This is a genomic window from Kamptonema animale CS-326, from assembly GCF_028330895.1.
GTDB classification, from domain to species: Bacteria; Cyanobacteriota; Cyanobacteriia; order Cyanobacteriales; family Microcoleaceae; genus Kamptonema; species Kamptonema formosum.
Map to the genome: position 1 here is coordinate 1 of NZ_JAQMUA010000015.1, position 14,705 is coordinate 14,705.

The following is a 14,705-nucleotide window of genomic DNA, read 5'->3' on the forward strand; positions in this document are numbered from 1 at the left end:
GCGGTAAAGTCACCGCCAAGATGGCGGCGTTACAGAATCAAGTAATACCAAATCCGATGATAAAACTATCTTTTCTTGGCGATGGGAAATCGCACTTTGACAAACAAAGTCCGCTAATGCGGACTAAAAAAAAGAAAGCAATAAAACCGGATTTGGTATAATTGCAATCTAGAAACCGTTGCGTCCCCAAACTACCATCGAAATCGAGAAGGTGAATACCACGGTAAGTCCAACCCAACCTAGTGAAAGAATATCCATAGCAGTGCTTTAAAAAAGGTACAAAATGACTTCAATTCTAGATTATATTTCACTTTGAGCCATCTATAGCATTAGCCCCGTGAACGATTCCTCAAACTTTAGCGCCGCAGAACGGTTAGAATCTCTGAAAGCAGGTTCTCTAGCGGCGTTGTCGCTGTTGTTAGCATTTGTCCTTGTGGCGATCGCGAACAATCTCATACTAGCAAAATTGGCAGCCCTAACGAGACTGCAAACCACAGCGATTGACTTAAACTTAGTAGTAAGATGTGCGATCGTATCTATTTCCGGTTTTCTCTTCGGTGTCACCTACCGCTACGCCATCCGCCGCGACACTAACCCGCAACTCAAAGCTGGTGTGGTATTAGCCTTCGGACTGGTGCGGGGATTAGCCCAGGTAGATGTAGAATTATCGGGTCATACTAGCATCTTACTTGCCAAAAATATCGGGTTTTATGCTGCGCTGGCGTTGGAAAGTATGCTGATGTTTGCGATCGCTGCCATTATTCTAGATTTTACCATCCAACGCCATTGGATCGAACCCTTCAACTCAAACTAAACTCATCAATAGTTTGATTGACAAAAAGCTGATTCCGATCTACTGCTGAGAATACCTTATTATTGGTGCGATCGCTAACAACACACTGACCAACTAATTGTGCCACATCTGCACGATGGATCATCCCAGAAATTTGATAATCCTCAGTCAAAACCCCATTACCCGTAGCAGGTTCAGACTTCAATCCCCCTGGACGAATAATAGTATAAATCAATCCACTTGCAATCAGATGCTTTTCTGCCTTTTCTTTCTCCACCAAAACAGGCCCTAAAGTTTCCAAAGCTTGAGGCGATAAAGCTACCACACTATTGCCACTACCAATAGAAGAAACTAAAATAAACTTTTGCACTCCCGCTTTTACCGCCGCATCAATTAAATTCTTATTACCCAAATAATCCGCCCTTTCCCCATCTTTTGGCAAACCACCAATCGTACTAATTACACTAGAAATAGACTCGCCGTTACTCATCGCCGCTTCGATAGCCACAGCATCTAAAGCATCGCCAATTGCTACTTTAATACCCATCGCCTCTAATTCATTGCGACTATCGGATGAACGCAAGATTGCTTTCACATTTATCTGTTTTGAGGTCAAATATTTAGCAATTTCTCGCCCAACTCCTCGACTCGCACCCGCTAAAAAAACGTAAGATTCAGCCACGATCGTTAATCCCTTTTAATCTTCAAACTTAAGACATTCTGCCACAATTAGAGTATCAAAGTCAAACCATCAAACGATATAGCAATCCTAAATGAATCGTAAATTTTTTACCCCACCCCAACCCTCCCCTTGCTAAGGGGAGGGAGTAAGAAATTCACAAATGATTTAGGATTGCTATAGATAACTAAAGCCTTCCTCCTTCTTCCTTCTTCCTTCTTCCTTCTTCCTAACTTTTCCTAGCCACCATCACCACCCAAGATTGATCGGCACAAGGCAAACCAGGGGGACGATAATAATGCTTAATAATATCAAATTCTGCTTGCTCCAAACAGGGAGCCAAAGTTTCATATTCCCAAGCTACAGTATAGCGCTTACCAGACGGTCGCACATCGTAACCGTCCCAACTTCCCCGACACATAGACATCACAATTACACCCGCAGGAACTAAAGATTTGTGAAAATCCTTTAACACCTTTACCATGCGATCGCGGGGTACATGAATGAGAGAAGCATTAGCAAAAATACCATCAAAAGTTGCCAGAGGCAAGTCCAGATTTAAAAAAGATTGTTGCCAAACTTCGCAACCAGATAACTCTTTTGCCATTTCCACAAAAGCAGGCGTAGCATCCAAACCAAATGCCGTATGTCCTTGACTTTTAAACCACACTAAATCGCGTCCTGGCCCGCAGCCTACATCCAGAATTTTACCAGGATTTTGCGGCATTGCTGCCACCAAAGCATTCCGATTTTGGGATACATCATGGTTCCAAGTCCCATCGCGGAAAGATATAGCCGTTAGCTGGTACTCTGCGATAGTAACTATCTCGCGTTCTTCCACTATTCCTCCATCACTACACTTTTCTACCAGTAAGCAAATAAGTAGTCATTTCGCCCTTACCTTTCACCTGAATTATACCACGCTCTTCAAATATATACTTATTTTGTAACAAATGATAAGTTGAAGCACTGACTTGAATTTTACCTGGAAGTCCCTGGGATTCCATGCGAGAAGCAGTATTTACTGCATCTCCCCATAGATCGTAAATAAACTTTTTAGTGCCAATTACACCAGCAACAACAGGGCCAGAATTAATCCCAATTCGGATATTTAGTGGTTTGCCACATTCCATGCTAAATCTTACTATTTCCTGCTGCATATCGAGAGCCATCTCAGCAATCGCTTCTGCATGATCTGGGTGCGGCATTGGTAGACCAGCAGCTACCATATAATTATCGCCTATCGTCTTAATTTTTTCCAAACAATACTTTTCACTCAACTCATCAAATGCTGAAAATATCTTGTTCAGCAAATCTACCAATTCTTGAGGAGAAACTCGCGATGATATTTCCGTAAATCCAACAATATCAGCAAAAAGAATCGTCACTTCTGCAAACCCATCAGCAATATTACTTTGTCCTTGCTTCAACCGTTCAGCAATCGGCGCTGGCAATATATTTAACAATAAACGCTCTGACTTTTCTTGTTCAGAACGCAATATTTCTTCGGCTTTTTTTCGCTGATGAATTTCTTGATAGACTCTATTAAACATCTGGTTAAATGCTTCCATCACCTCCCCTAGCTCATCTCTACGCTTGACAGATAAAGAGTAAAAGTCAGGTTTGATCTCATTTTTACTTAAGGCATCTCCCGCAGCAATTAAGTCATCTCTAAGCCTCAGTATCGGCGCAATTACTGTAATCCCTAATACGACCATTGTGCCAGAAGTAACAACAATAGATATAATCAAAACCAGACCAGCAATTCGGAGAGTAAAGGCGTATAATTCCCTTTGAACTGAGGTAGCATCCTGACGGACGATCAAGATATAGTTTCCTCCCAAATGGAGATTTGTCCAAGCAACATCATATCTAAAACCATCTCGGCTGCGCCTGCGTAAAATTTTAGCATTTTTGAGTTCTGAAAAAGAAATTTCTGGTGCTTCGCCTAATGTATTTATCAGTTCACCGTTAACCTTATAAATTGCTATTCCGGAAATTATATTAGAATTAGTGATAATATTTTTAACTTTTGTCCGAAAAAGATCGCGATCGGACATATCTGTTTTTGTCAAGACCACTAGGGAGTTAATACTTGCATTAGAAACTTGCTCTAGTTGCAACAAAAGCTCATCTTCTCGGCGAAAATAAGAGGGAACCAGAATAATCAGCTCAATAATAATCAGGCTAACAAATACCCAGAAAGTTACTCGCAGAGACAAGCGGGCTTTGAAGGAACCTAATAGAGTTAAAATCCGAGGCTTCATAAAATTGACTCAAACCAGTACATCGCAAAGTAATCTGCCAGTCAGCAGATAAGTAACCATCTCTCCCTTGCCTTTTACATTGATATTTCCTCGCGGTTCTAACTGATATTTATGTTTCAAAAGATTGTAGGTTGATTCTGTTACTTGGATTGCGCCTGGAATCCCATGAGATTCCATGCGGGAAGCAGTATTTACAGCATCACCCCACAGGTCATAAATGAATTTTTTAGTACCAATAACTCCCGCGATCGCAGCTCCAGTATTAATCCCAATCCGAATATTAATTTCCATATTATGCGTAGCATTAAACTTGGCAACTTCCTGCTGCATATCTAAGGCTATTTCTGCAATACTTTCAGCGTGATCGTTGCGGGGTTCGGGGAGACCGCCGACTACCATGTAAGCATCTCCAATCGTCTTGATTTTCTCCAATCCGTGCCGTCCAGTTAGCTGGTCAAATGCTGAAAAAATTTCGTTGAGCAATTTAACCAACTCTTCAGGAGATACCTGTTGAGAAAGCTTAGTAAAGCCAACTATATCAGCAAATAGAATTGTCACTTCCGCAAACCCGTCAGCAATACTACTTTGACCATTTTTCAACTTAGTAGCAATCGGTTCTGGTAAGATACTAAGCAACAAGCGGTCAGATTTTTCTTGTTCCTTAATCACCTCTTCATTTGCCTGCTGTAATTGAGCTGTGCGTTCCCTAACGCGCCTCTCTAACTCCTTGGCATCTTGACGCAATCTACGGACAGCCAACGTTAATCCAGTTATGCCTAAAACGGAGATTCCTGATAATATTAAAAAGAGGGTACGGAGACCAGTACGAGTTTGGCTAGTGGGTCGATCGAGAGGTTGAGTAATCTCTAAAATCCCCCGTACATCCCCCACCTTCCAGTCAGTTTTTGGGCTCTCTGGATGAGTGTTATGACAAGTAACGCAGCTAGGCTTCATCAAGTCTGCTTCTGCATATCGAAATGATGGTTTCCCGCGAAATTCCTCAAGACGAAAAAATTGCTCCTTCGGATGTTCTTTTAAATAATTAAGTGCCTCTCGCTCAAAATCATCTTTGGGGCCGCCTTGTTTTCGGCGTGAGGGAAAAGGATAGTCGCTATAGAGGCGGACTGACATTTCTGGATGGTTTTCACCCAACTGCTTGCCTAGTTCAATCAGGAAGGTTACGGGTACGGGAATTGCTCCTTTTTTCAAAGTATAATCGTGCGTGACGGTAATTTCCTCACGACCTGCGAGACGGCTGACGACATCGGAACTGTAAAGAGTGCGGGATTCTTTCATCGCCTCAGCATACAGCGAGGCATTTTGGAGTGCTTGGGATTTAATCAGGTTCGACGACAGGCTGGACATATTCGCCATTGCTATCGCCACGCCTACTGAGAACAAAATTGTCAGACCAAGGATAATTTGCCTGTAGAACAGGGTTTTAAAGGCGTTCCAGGTTTGAGAAGTGAACTGGCGCATGATATTCCCAAGTGAAAGGGTCGATCTTTCTCTTACTTTCCAAATATTTTTAGCTTTTCCGTGAAACTAGGCACAATTGTAACTCTTTAACTCGGCTATTAACAGTGTGGCGCTCGAATTTTGCCTTCCTCAGCTAGAATACCGATAGTCTATTTTGGAAGCAATCGTGAGTTCTGATATCAATCCCCTCTCTACAGACAACTTTATATTTCCCGGAGAAGTTTTTGCGAATACTGCTAATTTTGACAAAGGAATGCGGCAACTTTTGCCTCGGTACGATGAAATGCTAGATGTATTAGTTCGCTGTATCGCTAATACTAACCAGCGGATTTTAGAATTAGGATGCGGTACAGGCGAACTGAGTTTAAAATTGCTTCGCTGCTACCCCTCTACTCAGATAATTGCTGTAGATTACTCCCCGCGTATGCTTCAGTTTGCTAAGGCTAAAATTGAAGCAGCAGGTTTTGCAGATAGATGGGTAGGGATAGAATTGGATTTCGGCGAGTGGGCGAATAATTCTCTCGATCTCTCCTATTACCTAAAAATGGCAATTGACAATAAATTTAATGCCTGTGTTTCATCTCTGGCAATTCACCATCTCAAGGATGAGATGAAGCTTAAGTTATTCTACCGTATCCGTGAAAGTTTAATCTCTGGTGGCTGTTTTTGGAATGCTGACCCGATTCTGGCAGAATCTGCGATCGCGGCAGATATTTATCAAGCTGTACGGGAAGATTGGGCCGTTCAACAGGGAACAACGCTAACAGAAATTCGGGCTCAGATTGGAAATAGTATCCCTTATGGTTATTCTAATCCCGATCAATTGGCTACATTATCGGTACATTTAGAAATGTTGACTAAAGCAGGATTCGATCCGGTGGTAGTGCCTTGGAAATATTATGGATTAGCCGTATTTGGCGGCTGGGTGAAATAAATTTTTCCCAGGTTCATCCGAGAGGAAGATGCGATTTTTTGGCGATCGCGCTAATTCTAGAAATAGAGGACTTACGCAAAATATCTTTAACACTGCCATCTTGACGGCGTTACCTGAAGCGTGCGTAAGTCCTAAAATAGATACGATCTCCCCATCTAACTTGCAGGTTTTAGGAAATATATCGTGCTTCCCAACAAAGACAAAACAGAGAAAAGCAAACCGCCGACTGATGAGGAAGATCGGCAGGTGACAGCATCTGAATCGGAAGAAGAAATTGAGAAAAAAGCCATAGAAGAATATCAAAAACTCGGCCCAGAGAGGGATAATTCGGTGGATATTATCCAAAGGCCTTGATTCCTAACGTCTTGATTCCTATGAAAATGGGATATTGGGGAATATTGAAAAGCTAAAGACAAAAAAAATCTTGTTTTTTAACTTTTGCTTTTTAATGTTTAATTTCTAAATGTTCCCATCCTTGGTAGGCGAAATTAAACATTTCTGGATGCAGTATTTCTGCTAGAATTTCCAAAGAATCTACCAGTCTTGGCCCTGGACGGTTAAAGTAAGAATTGCCATCAGTGATGTAAACTTTTCCAGTTTGAACAGCTTGCAAAGTTTCCCATTCTGTGTATTTAAGCATTTCCTTTGCTTCTATCCGAGTGCGTTTTAAATCAAAGCCGCAAGGCATGAAAATAATCACATCTGGATTAGCCTTAACAAGAGATTCCCATTGTAACCAAGGTGAATGCTGACCTACAATCCCAAATAGAGAATTCCCTCCAGCCATTGTCACTAATTCGGGAATCCAATTACCAGCGGCCATTAATGGTTCAATCCACTCAATACAAGCCACTGTGGGAATATTGCTATTAACCTGCTTGGAAAAGGTAGAAGTAATAGCGTCAACGCGGGATTTTAATTGTTCAATTGCACTTTTTCCATCAACGCCTATGATATCAGCAACTCGCTGAATATCTGTCCAAACTTCTGCGAGTAAATTAGGCTGCAAAGAAATAATTTCAGGTTTGCTATTTACCAGCGTACTAACTGCTTGTTCTACTTCTACTAAGGAACAGGCACAAACTTCACACTGAGCTTGTGTGAGAATATAAGTAGGCTGCAATTGTTCTAGAGTTTCTATTTCTACTTTATAGACGCTGAGAGCATTTTGCAATAATTCTGTCACGCGGTTGTGAATTTCCCCGCTAGTACCTTCGGGATTAAATTTAGGTTGGGTACAAATTGGTAGCTGTTGGATTTCTGGGGGATAGTCGCATTCGTGGGAACGGCCTACAATAGAACCAGTTAATCCTAATATTTGTAAAATTTCTGTTGCACTAGGAATTAAGGATACAATTCTTAAGTCGGTCATGGTAATTGGTAATTGGTAATTGGTAATTGGTAATTGGTAATTGGTAATTGCTAATTGGTAATTGCTAATTGTGAAAAATCCTCCAGTCTCCCTCTCTCCTTATTTCTTGTATTTAATATTCCAGGTTAACTTTTACACTTTTAGTTTTTTAATGGCTTGTAAATCGTGCCAAGCTTGTATTAAATTACCTTGCATCAGCGCTGCTACACCATTTAGAACTTGAATTTCTGGTTGATTCGGGTTGAGAACTAAAGCAGTTTTTAAAGCAGATTGAGCCGCTTTAGGCTGCCAATTATAGATATGAACAAATGCAAGATAACCATAAGCATTGGAGTTTTTAGAGTCCAACTGGGTAACTCGTTGCAAAGCTGCGATCGCGCCTTCTACTTTTTGCTGTAATACTCTAGAAAATGCCACTGCATAAGCCCATTCCACATTATCGGGTTCTAGCTTCATTCTATATTCTAATGCCTGTTCTGCCTGAATGGTGTAATCCTGAATCGGATCGTACTGATTAATCCGCCCAATCCGATCAAAAACTGGTTCTAATCCTTTTATTCCTTGGGGTAAATTAACCGCCATCATCCTTAACTGAGTCACAAAATCTAACTCAGGCACGGTCGAATTAGCAAGGGATTTTTGAGTAGGTTTCGTAGATAATATCTCAAGATTCTTGGAATTTTTTACTCCTAATAACTGAGTCTGGGAATTGCTGGGAGAACGATTTTCTGTGCTTTTTCGCTCAAGTTTAATACTAGCCTTTGGTACATTTATAGAATAAGTCTTACCATTTTCTCGATTAAGATAGGTAGCTTCTAGCTGATAAGTTCCAGGCTCAATATTACCAGGAGAAAACATTGCCATTCTTTCAATTACTTTAAACCCAATAGCAAATTGCTCCGGCTTTAAAAAGCCGCGATGTAACTCTCCACTGCCTATAGCGTGATCGTGTATAAACTTTGATATAGGTATTGAAGAAGTTGTACTATTAGATTGTTGATTTCGCCAGGTAATCAGCACTAAACCAGACTGCAATTGTTCCCAAGGCCCTGACCATTCATAAGTAACGGGAATCGGTACTCCTGGCAGAGATTTATCGGGTACAATTACTCGTTCTAATTTGACTTGCAATCGCCGCTCTGCTAAAGGCTTAATCTCGATAGGTAACAAGCGTTTATGATAAAGATTTAAGCTGGTATTGTCTAGTAATAGCCAAGTTTTTTGCAATTGGAAATCTAAGCTTTTATCAATAGTTGCAACAATTGCAGCTTGAGCTTTTTTAATACGTTTGCGAATTGAACCTTGTTCGCCAGTTTTAGTTAAGAACCAAGATAGAGAGCGCACATCTTGAGGTACTTGTTCTAATTTTGTTCCTACCTGACGGCCGTAAACTTGGAAATTTTCTATGGCCCCAAAGTAGTTTAAATTGTGCTGGTTTATCTCTGGGGTTGAGGGCAAAACTCCCAAGGTTGAGCGTAAATAAGGTGCTGTTTGAATAATTTCCGAAATTACTTCTTGGTGGGGCCATTCTTTGCCCAATTTCGCTTGATATTGAGCAGCAGGACTAAGAAATTGTGTTAGAGCACTTCCTAAATTACCTCCTATTGGCCAGATGTTTAAAAACATCAGTATAATTGCTAAGCCTACCGTATAAAAACGAATTAATCGACCCCAGCGGCGCGGCCATAGTGTTAGACAGTAGGCTAAGAAAATTGATAATACTGGCAAGTATGGTAAAACATAGCGAGCATCTTTATTAATATTAAGTGAACTAATTAAATAGCCTCCCCCCCAAAAAACTGCTAGCCAAGTCAGAGAATGAAAGGTGGGCGATTGTAAGTTAGAAAGTGGAGATTTTATTTTGATAACTTTGTGTGATTTTAAATATTTAATTATATAGAGGATTAATCCTACCAAGGGAAAGAGTAACAGGGGCCAGGAAACTTGATCGGGTAGTTTATTCCAATAGTAAATCCAAGCATCTAAAGTATTGAGGCTGGGATCTCCTTCTGCAATCGCGGAGTCTATTGTTGCTCGCTTTCCCGCTGTTAGCATCAGCAACCAATTGGTTTTCGCCCAAGGGCCAAAAATGATTGCGGAAAGTAATAAACTACCTACTAGCTGAGTTAATTTAACCCAGGCGTGCTGTCGGATTGTTGCTATCCCCAGCAAAACTAGGGGAGTAAACAGAAATAGTAGGGCTGTGTGCTTTACTAAAATAGCTAAGCCAAAAGATAGCCCAAATGCGATCGCCCACAATAAAGAAAGTGGCGATTTTTGATTAGGTATTTTCCCGCTTTCCCCTGTTGCTTTCCACATTGTTAGACAATAAAAGCTCAAAGTTACAGCCGCAGTTAGGGGATAGTCGAGTAAAAATTGCAGGCGAAAGCGATAAAGTGCGGGGAAAAGTAGGGATAGTACGGCGGCCCACAGACCTACTTGGCGGTTAAATAACTGGCGACCCAAACCATAAACTGAAGCGAGTAGTATCCCGCTGAAGAGCAAGTGAACGAGGGTGGCGCGATCGCTCCCTAGACCAAAAAGATTGAGAAAGGGGACGGTTAAGATGTAAGTTAAGGGGGGAATTTTGGATGAGAGCAGCCAAAAATTTGTCCACCACTCGCCAGAAAGCCATTGGGGATGTTGTAACGCTCGCCAGTAGTTCAAGGTACCTGTCAGGTATTCTGCCTGATCCCAAGCGGGTACGGAGCGGTCTAGGGCAAACCAGAGGCGATCGCTTGCCGCAGCTATTAGCCATATAATTGCTAGGGGAAGGAGACTTCTGTACCCTTTGTCCTCGTGTTTTTCAGCCATTGTGATTTGAGATTTTAGACTCTTGATTGTAGATTACAGGCTGGCAGGTTCCTCCCCTCAAAATTTTTTGGAAAATTACTTGCCAAATTCCGATAGAGTCTGTTATTATAGTAAAGCGCGAAAAAAACGCCGGGATAGCTCAGTTGGTAGAGCAGAGGACTGAAAATCCTCGTGTCCCGGGTTCAAGTCCCGGTCCTGGCATTCCTAAACCTCTTACAGTGTAAGAGGTTTAGTTGTTTTATGGCTAGACAATCACTACTCCAATATAGGCCGTTTTGTGGTGCAGTGAGGTGCAGTTGTGGTGCAGTTGTGGTGCAAGTGATTTTCTTGGAGCAAAAAGTGTCATTCCGGGACTATGTGCGTACTAACTAACCCCGCGTAGTGTTTCCAAATAGTTTGAGGACTGTTACCCACCCATTTCGCCACTTGGGTCACGGGTACACCGGCTTCCAAGCACAAAGTGATGAATGTGTGTCTACAGTTGTAGACAACCCGGTAAGCGATCACGTTCTCGTTGAGTATGGTTGTCCACTCGCGCTCAAGAAAGTTGTGCCCGTCAACCATACAGCCTTCGACGCTGGTAAAAACTAAGGTTTCTAAATTTGGTGATTTTTTGATTGATTGCAACAAACTTTTGAGCTGAGGGTTGACTGGGAATTTCCGAATAGTGTGAGTTTTGGTGTCTTTGCGGTTCTTCTCAACTACAGCTTCAACGAAGGTGATTCTACTGAGGTCGGGGGCGATGTGCTTCCACTGCAAGCCGATGGCTTCACTCGGTCGGCATCCAGTCCAAAATAAGAATTTCACGAATGGGGCATAGTGAGGGCGATCTCGCTCGAAAGCGGTAATTATTATGTCTCGCTCGTGCTTGGTAAACGGATCGATTTTATTTTGAGTCTTCATAGCCTTGATTTTGGGCAAGTTAACGAAGGGATTGCGGCTAATTAGCTCCTCATCACAGGCCCACTGGCAACAAGCATTAATTTGCATCAAGGTTTTCTTCGCAGCTCCGACCGTCAATGTTGCAATCAGGTGCTTACGGATTTTCCGGGCATCTCTCAGCAAGTGGGTGGGTAAAGCTGCAATGTGTGCAGCTACTCGCTTGAAATCTTTGTTCAAAGTAGTTATGGATAAAGACTTAGATTTATGGGCGGTGTACTGTTCCCATAATTCCTTTAACGTGAAAGGAAACTCGTCAATTGCTTGGATCTGAGGTTGATATTTGCCAAGACTAAAATCAAAGCGTTCAAATGCAATATCAGTAGCTATGGCTTGTGCCTTCTGTTCGGCGGCGGCACGGTTGACGGGAGTATCGGAGAGATTAAGGTAGAGGCATTTTTGCTGACCTCCGAACAGGTGACGGGGGAGCCGCAGCCTCAACATCCCCCGGACAGAAGAAACAACCACAGTCCCTTTGGGGCTTTTCATCCGACCTCCGACAATCTATCAAAGGGAACAAGATGCTGTTTGTCGAGCCACTTGACTATCGCCATCGCCGCCCCTTCTAGGGTGAAATGGTAGGCAACAAATTCCACCACATCACGCTGCATCTGACCCTGGACTAGCATCTTTAGCTTTTGCCCTGGTTGCCAGTTTGGCTCAGCCGCCTGTGCGGACTTATCAATTTCGGGTATCGGCTGAGCCCTTACCACCCGAAGGCTCATCACATCAGTCCAGCTCTTAAATTCCTTGTGGCTTGAAACTATCTGATCGTTACTCCACTTGGCTTTCGCAAACCCCTTTTCAATCATTGGGCCGCAATCCTCCAATGGTTTGAAGTAGAGGCGCTGGGAATTAACCGCAAGAATTTCAGCTATCTCAACTCCGGTAGCAGAAACAATTTTGTCGCCAATTGAGAGCAATTTTGTATCTGCGATCGCCTCTGTCACAGGAGCAATATTGAACTCAAACTCAATCGAATCAGAATCATCAAATACATCAAGGACAGCACCTAACTGTGGAACGGCAGGAAAGGCATTAAGGATTTCTTTTGCTAGTTCTTCTGTCCAACTCACGTCTGGGGCAATAGCGATTAAGTGGTGGAGGAAGTCGTTCAGGCTCCCCGCGTTATCAAGAATTTGATTCTGATTTGGAAAATCGAACTGTGCCTCAATGAGGGAGACTATTCTTTTTTTTATTACCGAAAAGTCAGGTTTAGTCGCCTCTGTCACACTAACTGGCACATCGCGATCGCCTGTTTTTAAGTCTGGATTGTTTCGCTTTGTAACGTTTGATCCGTTTGATCCGTTTTGATCCGAGGTTTGATCCGCGCTCAAATCCATACGGGGTAAGGTTTGATCCGTTTGATCCGTTTGATCCGCGTTTTTTTCGTTTTTTTCTAAACCATTATTTTTTTCACGGATCAACGGATCAACCGGATCAACCGGATCAACCGGATCAACTGAGTCAACCCACTTACCCAAAGGTGTTAAACCCGCTGTTGACGGTGGTTTCGGCTTTGAAGTTAGAGTGCCGATAAAGTAAACTTTGCGCGGTCGCCCCTGTTTGACTGAGCTGATTAACGCTTCGTTGCCCAAAATCCCCAGCTCTTTCCGGCAAGTTGATAAGCCAATGTTGCAGGCTTCAGCCAGATCCTCAGCCTCAAATCCAATCCCAGAATGTTTTGATAAGTGTCTTAGAATCGCCTGCTGTGTTGGAGTAAAACCACTTTCGATGGAATCATCGGCGGCGACCCTGCCCGCAATTGTCCACGTCCAGGTCTGATCGGAATATTCAAGGACGTATCGACCCGGTGCTCTAACCCTGGTTTTCTGGATATCCAAGAACAAGGGGCCGGCTGGGGCATTCTTGTTTACCCGTTCCAGCTTCCAAACCTGATCCGCCGCGTTGAAGATTGCGGTTGAGCCTCGGCATTCGCCGGCTCTGTTGCTGTGGTGGAGAACTAGGAATGAGCAATTGAATTCTTCGGCGATCGCCCGGAACCGTACCAACGGTCTAGCAAATTCTTGATCGTTTTCACTGAAGGTTGCTTTAGAGCTAACAGTTGTAAGACTATCAACCACGACCAAAATTTTAGAGTACGGGTGTAACTCTCTAAACTCATTCAGCATGGCTTTGAGCTTCCCATACTGATTGATATTCCAGTTGTCATTAATTCTGAACCTAGCGCGGACTTCCTCTGACTCGTCCAAATAGCCCTGCTCGTCAATCATTTTAATGTTGACTACCACGCCCTGGTCTGTTTCTATAAATAGGACACAGCACGGCTCGTCAACGTCGTAGCCACTCCAGCTTTTTCCAGCGATTAGCGACCTGCAAATTGAGCTGACTAATCGCGTTTTGCCAACGCCGCCGGCCGCGTGAAGCACGGTTACGACTTTATTAGGAATCCATCCCCTGATTAGCCAGTCAGCACTACTGTTGGCGAATTTGTCAAAATATTCTGTCAACCCATAGGTGATTTTTTCCCCTTTTCTGTGGCGACTGTCTAAGAATTTAGCGTGGAAATCTAAAAGCTCTTTTGTTGACCGAAAGCCCCATTCTTTGGCCAACCTTCTCATTTCCCAGTCTTGATAAGCTGAATTCTCGTTAGACTCAATCTTGTCAAGCTCTTTGCACAGCGCGTTGAATCTAATTTCCGACTCGTTTGTGATAACCCCATCTTCTTTGACTACGAGCGACTCAAGTGCTTCTATCTCCGCCTTAAACCGACCTAAGAAATCATCAAGAGGTTCGTTTTGCTCGGCACTTACTAATAATCTATTGGCGGCCTCTATGCCAGATCGACAAACGAATTTATCACGGACTAAATAAGCATATTGGTCAATATTGACTGCTGAGACGGTGCGTTCGCATACCTGTGCAATTTTTGCCTGCCCCCCAACAGTCTCTAGCAGGTTGTTGTCTGCTAGCCAAAAAGTAACGCTCCTGAAATCTATTTGTTTGTCCTGAGCATGAAGCTCAAGGGCTGCCTTGTAGATTAGTTGATGGGCAGTCATTAAAAAATAGTCAGGCTCCAGTATCTCTATAACCCTCTCCATTGCATTAGGGTCAATTAAGATGCCGCCAATTATTGCCTCTTCTGCTTCGAGATTGCAGGGGGTAGAATAAGTACTCCCGCTATAGAATCTGGGCGGTTTTTGTGGTAGAATAGCTATCATAAAGCTCCTAAATCTTTTGCTGGTAAAGCCGAGTCACCCTCGGCTTTTTGCTGTTCGATCAAAATGGAATGGGGTCAAACTCTGGGTCTTCGTCTATCTGTTGGGTAATACCAATTTTAAATGAAGTTGCATAGAATAGAGATACTGTTTAGGGATCGTTAACTATGGCACGCCAACTGATACTGGCGATCGCAGAAAGCCCAGAAATTCTGGAGCAACAACTCAAAAATAGCCGCACCGCCAGCC

Annotated in this window: 12 protein-coding genes, 1 tRNA gene and 2 pseudogenes; 4 read left to right on the plus strand and 11 right to left on the minus strand. The window is 42.9% G+C overall.

The genetic code is table 11. The features are described 5' to 3' along the window. Window positions 1-168: 168 nt before the first annotated feature. Window positions 169-258: a cytochrome b6-f complex subunit PetN gene (gene petN, locus PN499_RS00820; RefSeq protein ID WP_071592453.1), complete on the minus strand. Its 90-nt coding sequence runs from the start codon at window positions 256-258 to the stop codon at window positions 169-171. A gap of 79 nt (window positions 259-337) precedes the next feature. On the opposite strand from petN, the gene PN499_RS00825 reads away from it, so the two are divergent. Beyond that, window positions 338-814, plus strand: coding sequence for a hypothetical protein (locus tag PN499_RS00825; RefSeq protein ID WP_272029684.1), 477 nt, complete (start codon window positions 338-340; stop codon window positions 812-814). Here the strand turns inward: PN499_RS00825 and PN499_RS00830 are convergent. The 5 genes and pseudogenes from PN499_RS00830 to PN499_RS29740 form a co-directional block, all read right to left on the minus strand. Further along, the gene (locus PN499_RS00830; protein ID WP_417063859.1) at window positions 801-1,475 is read right to left on the minus strand and encodes an SDR family oxidoreductase; all 675 of its coding nucleotides are present in this window, start codon (window positions 1,473-1,475) and stop codon (window positions 801-803) included. The genes PN499_RS00825 and PN499_RS00830 overlap by 14 nt on opposite strands. A gap of 226 nt (window positions 1,476-1,701) precedes the next feature. Further along, window positions 1,702-2,313 (minus strand): class I SAM-dependent methyltransferase, encoded by a 612-nt coding sequence (locus PN499_RS00835; RefSeq protein ID WP_272029685.1) that lies wholly within the window; start codon window positions 2,311-2,313, stop codon window positions 1,702-1,704. 13 nt (window positions 2,314-2,326) lie between these two features. Then, window positions 2,327-3,739, minus strand: a complete 1,413-nt coding sequence (locus tag PN499_RS00840; RefSeq protein ID WP_272029686.1) for an adenylate/guanylate cyclase domain-containing protein — start codon at window positions 3,737-3,739, stop codon at window positions 2,327-2,329. A gap of 9 nt (window positions 3,740-3,748) precedes the next feature. Then, window positions 3,749-4,525 (minus strand): annotated as a pseudogene (locus tag PN499_RS29735) (adenylate/guanylate cyclase domain-containing protein); the annotation flags it as partial. A gap of 78 nt (window positions 4,526-4,603) precedes the next feature. Further along, a pseudogene (locus PN499_RS29740) lies at window positions 4,604-5,218 on the minus strand (Tll0287-like domain-containing protein); the annotation flags it as partial. A 166-nt stretch (window positions 5,219-5,384) separates the two neighbouring features. Here PN499_RS29740 and PN499_RS00850 point away from each other — a divergent pair. Beyond that, entirely contained in the window at window positions 5,385-6,152 is a 768-nt protein-coding gene (locus PN499_RS00850; protein ID WP_272029688.1) for a class I SAM-dependent methyltransferase, read from the plus strand. On the opposite strand, the gene PN499_RS00855 is transcribed toward PN499_RS00850, so the two are convergent. After that, a complete protein-coding gene (locus PN499_RS00855) occupies window positions 6,123-6,251 on the minus strand; it encodes a hypothetical protein (protein WP_272029689.1) in 129 nt (42 codons plus the stop codon). The genes PN499_RS00850 and PN499_RS00855 overlap by 30 nt on opposite strands. Before the next feature lie 84 nt (window positions 6,252-6,335). On the opposite strand from PN499_RS00855, the gene PN499_RS00860 reads away from it, so the two are divergent. After that, window positions 6,336-6,506 carry a hypothetical protein gene (locus PN499_RS00860; RefSeq protein ID WP_272029690.1) on the plus strand — a complete coding sequence of 57 codons (171 nt, stop codon included), beginning with the start codon at window positions 6,336-6,338 and terminating at the stop codon, window positions 6,504-6,506. A 91-nt stretch (window positions 6,507-6,597) separates the two neighbouring features. Here the strand turns inward: PN499_RS00860 and PN499_RS00865 are convergent, their stop codons facing one another. Together PN499_RS00865 and PN499_RS00870 are read right to left on the minus strand one after the other, a co-directional pair. Further along, window positions 6,598-7,524, minus strand: a complete 927-nt coding sequence (locus PN499_RS00865; RefSeq protein WP_272029691.1) for a cobalamin-binding protein — start codon at window positions 7,522-7,524, stop codon at window positions 6,598-6,600. Window positions 7,525-7,656: 132 nt separating this feature from the next. Next, window positions 7,657-10,338: a phospholipid carrier-dependent glycosyltransferase gene (locus PN499_RS00870; protein ID WP_272029692.1), complete on the minus strand. Its 2,682-nt coding sequence runs from the start codon at window positions 10,336-10,338 to the stop codon at window positions 7,657-7,659. 128 nt (window positions 10,339-10,466) lie between these two features. Here PN499_RS00870 and PN499_RS00875 point away from each other — a divergent pair. Next, window positions 10,467-10,539, plus strand: a tRNA-Phe gene (locus PN499_RS00875). 141 nt (window positions 10,540-10,680) lie between these two features. On the opposite strand, the gene PN499_RS00880 is transcribed toward PN499_RS00875, so the two are convergent. Continuing rightward, entirely contained in the window at window positions 10,681-11,766 is a 1,086-nt protein-coding gene (locus tag PN499_RS00880) for a site-specific integrase (protein ID WP_272029693.1), read from the minus strand. Further along, entirely contained in the window at window positions 11,763-14,459 is a 2,697-nt protein-coding gene (locus PN499_RS00885) for a DnaB-like helicase N-terminal domain-containing protein (RefSeq protein WP_272029694.1), read from the minus strand. The genes PN499_RS00880 and PN499_RS00885 overlap by 4 nt, the downstream gene beginning before the upstream one ends. Window positions 14,460-14,705: the final 246 nt, after the last annotated feature.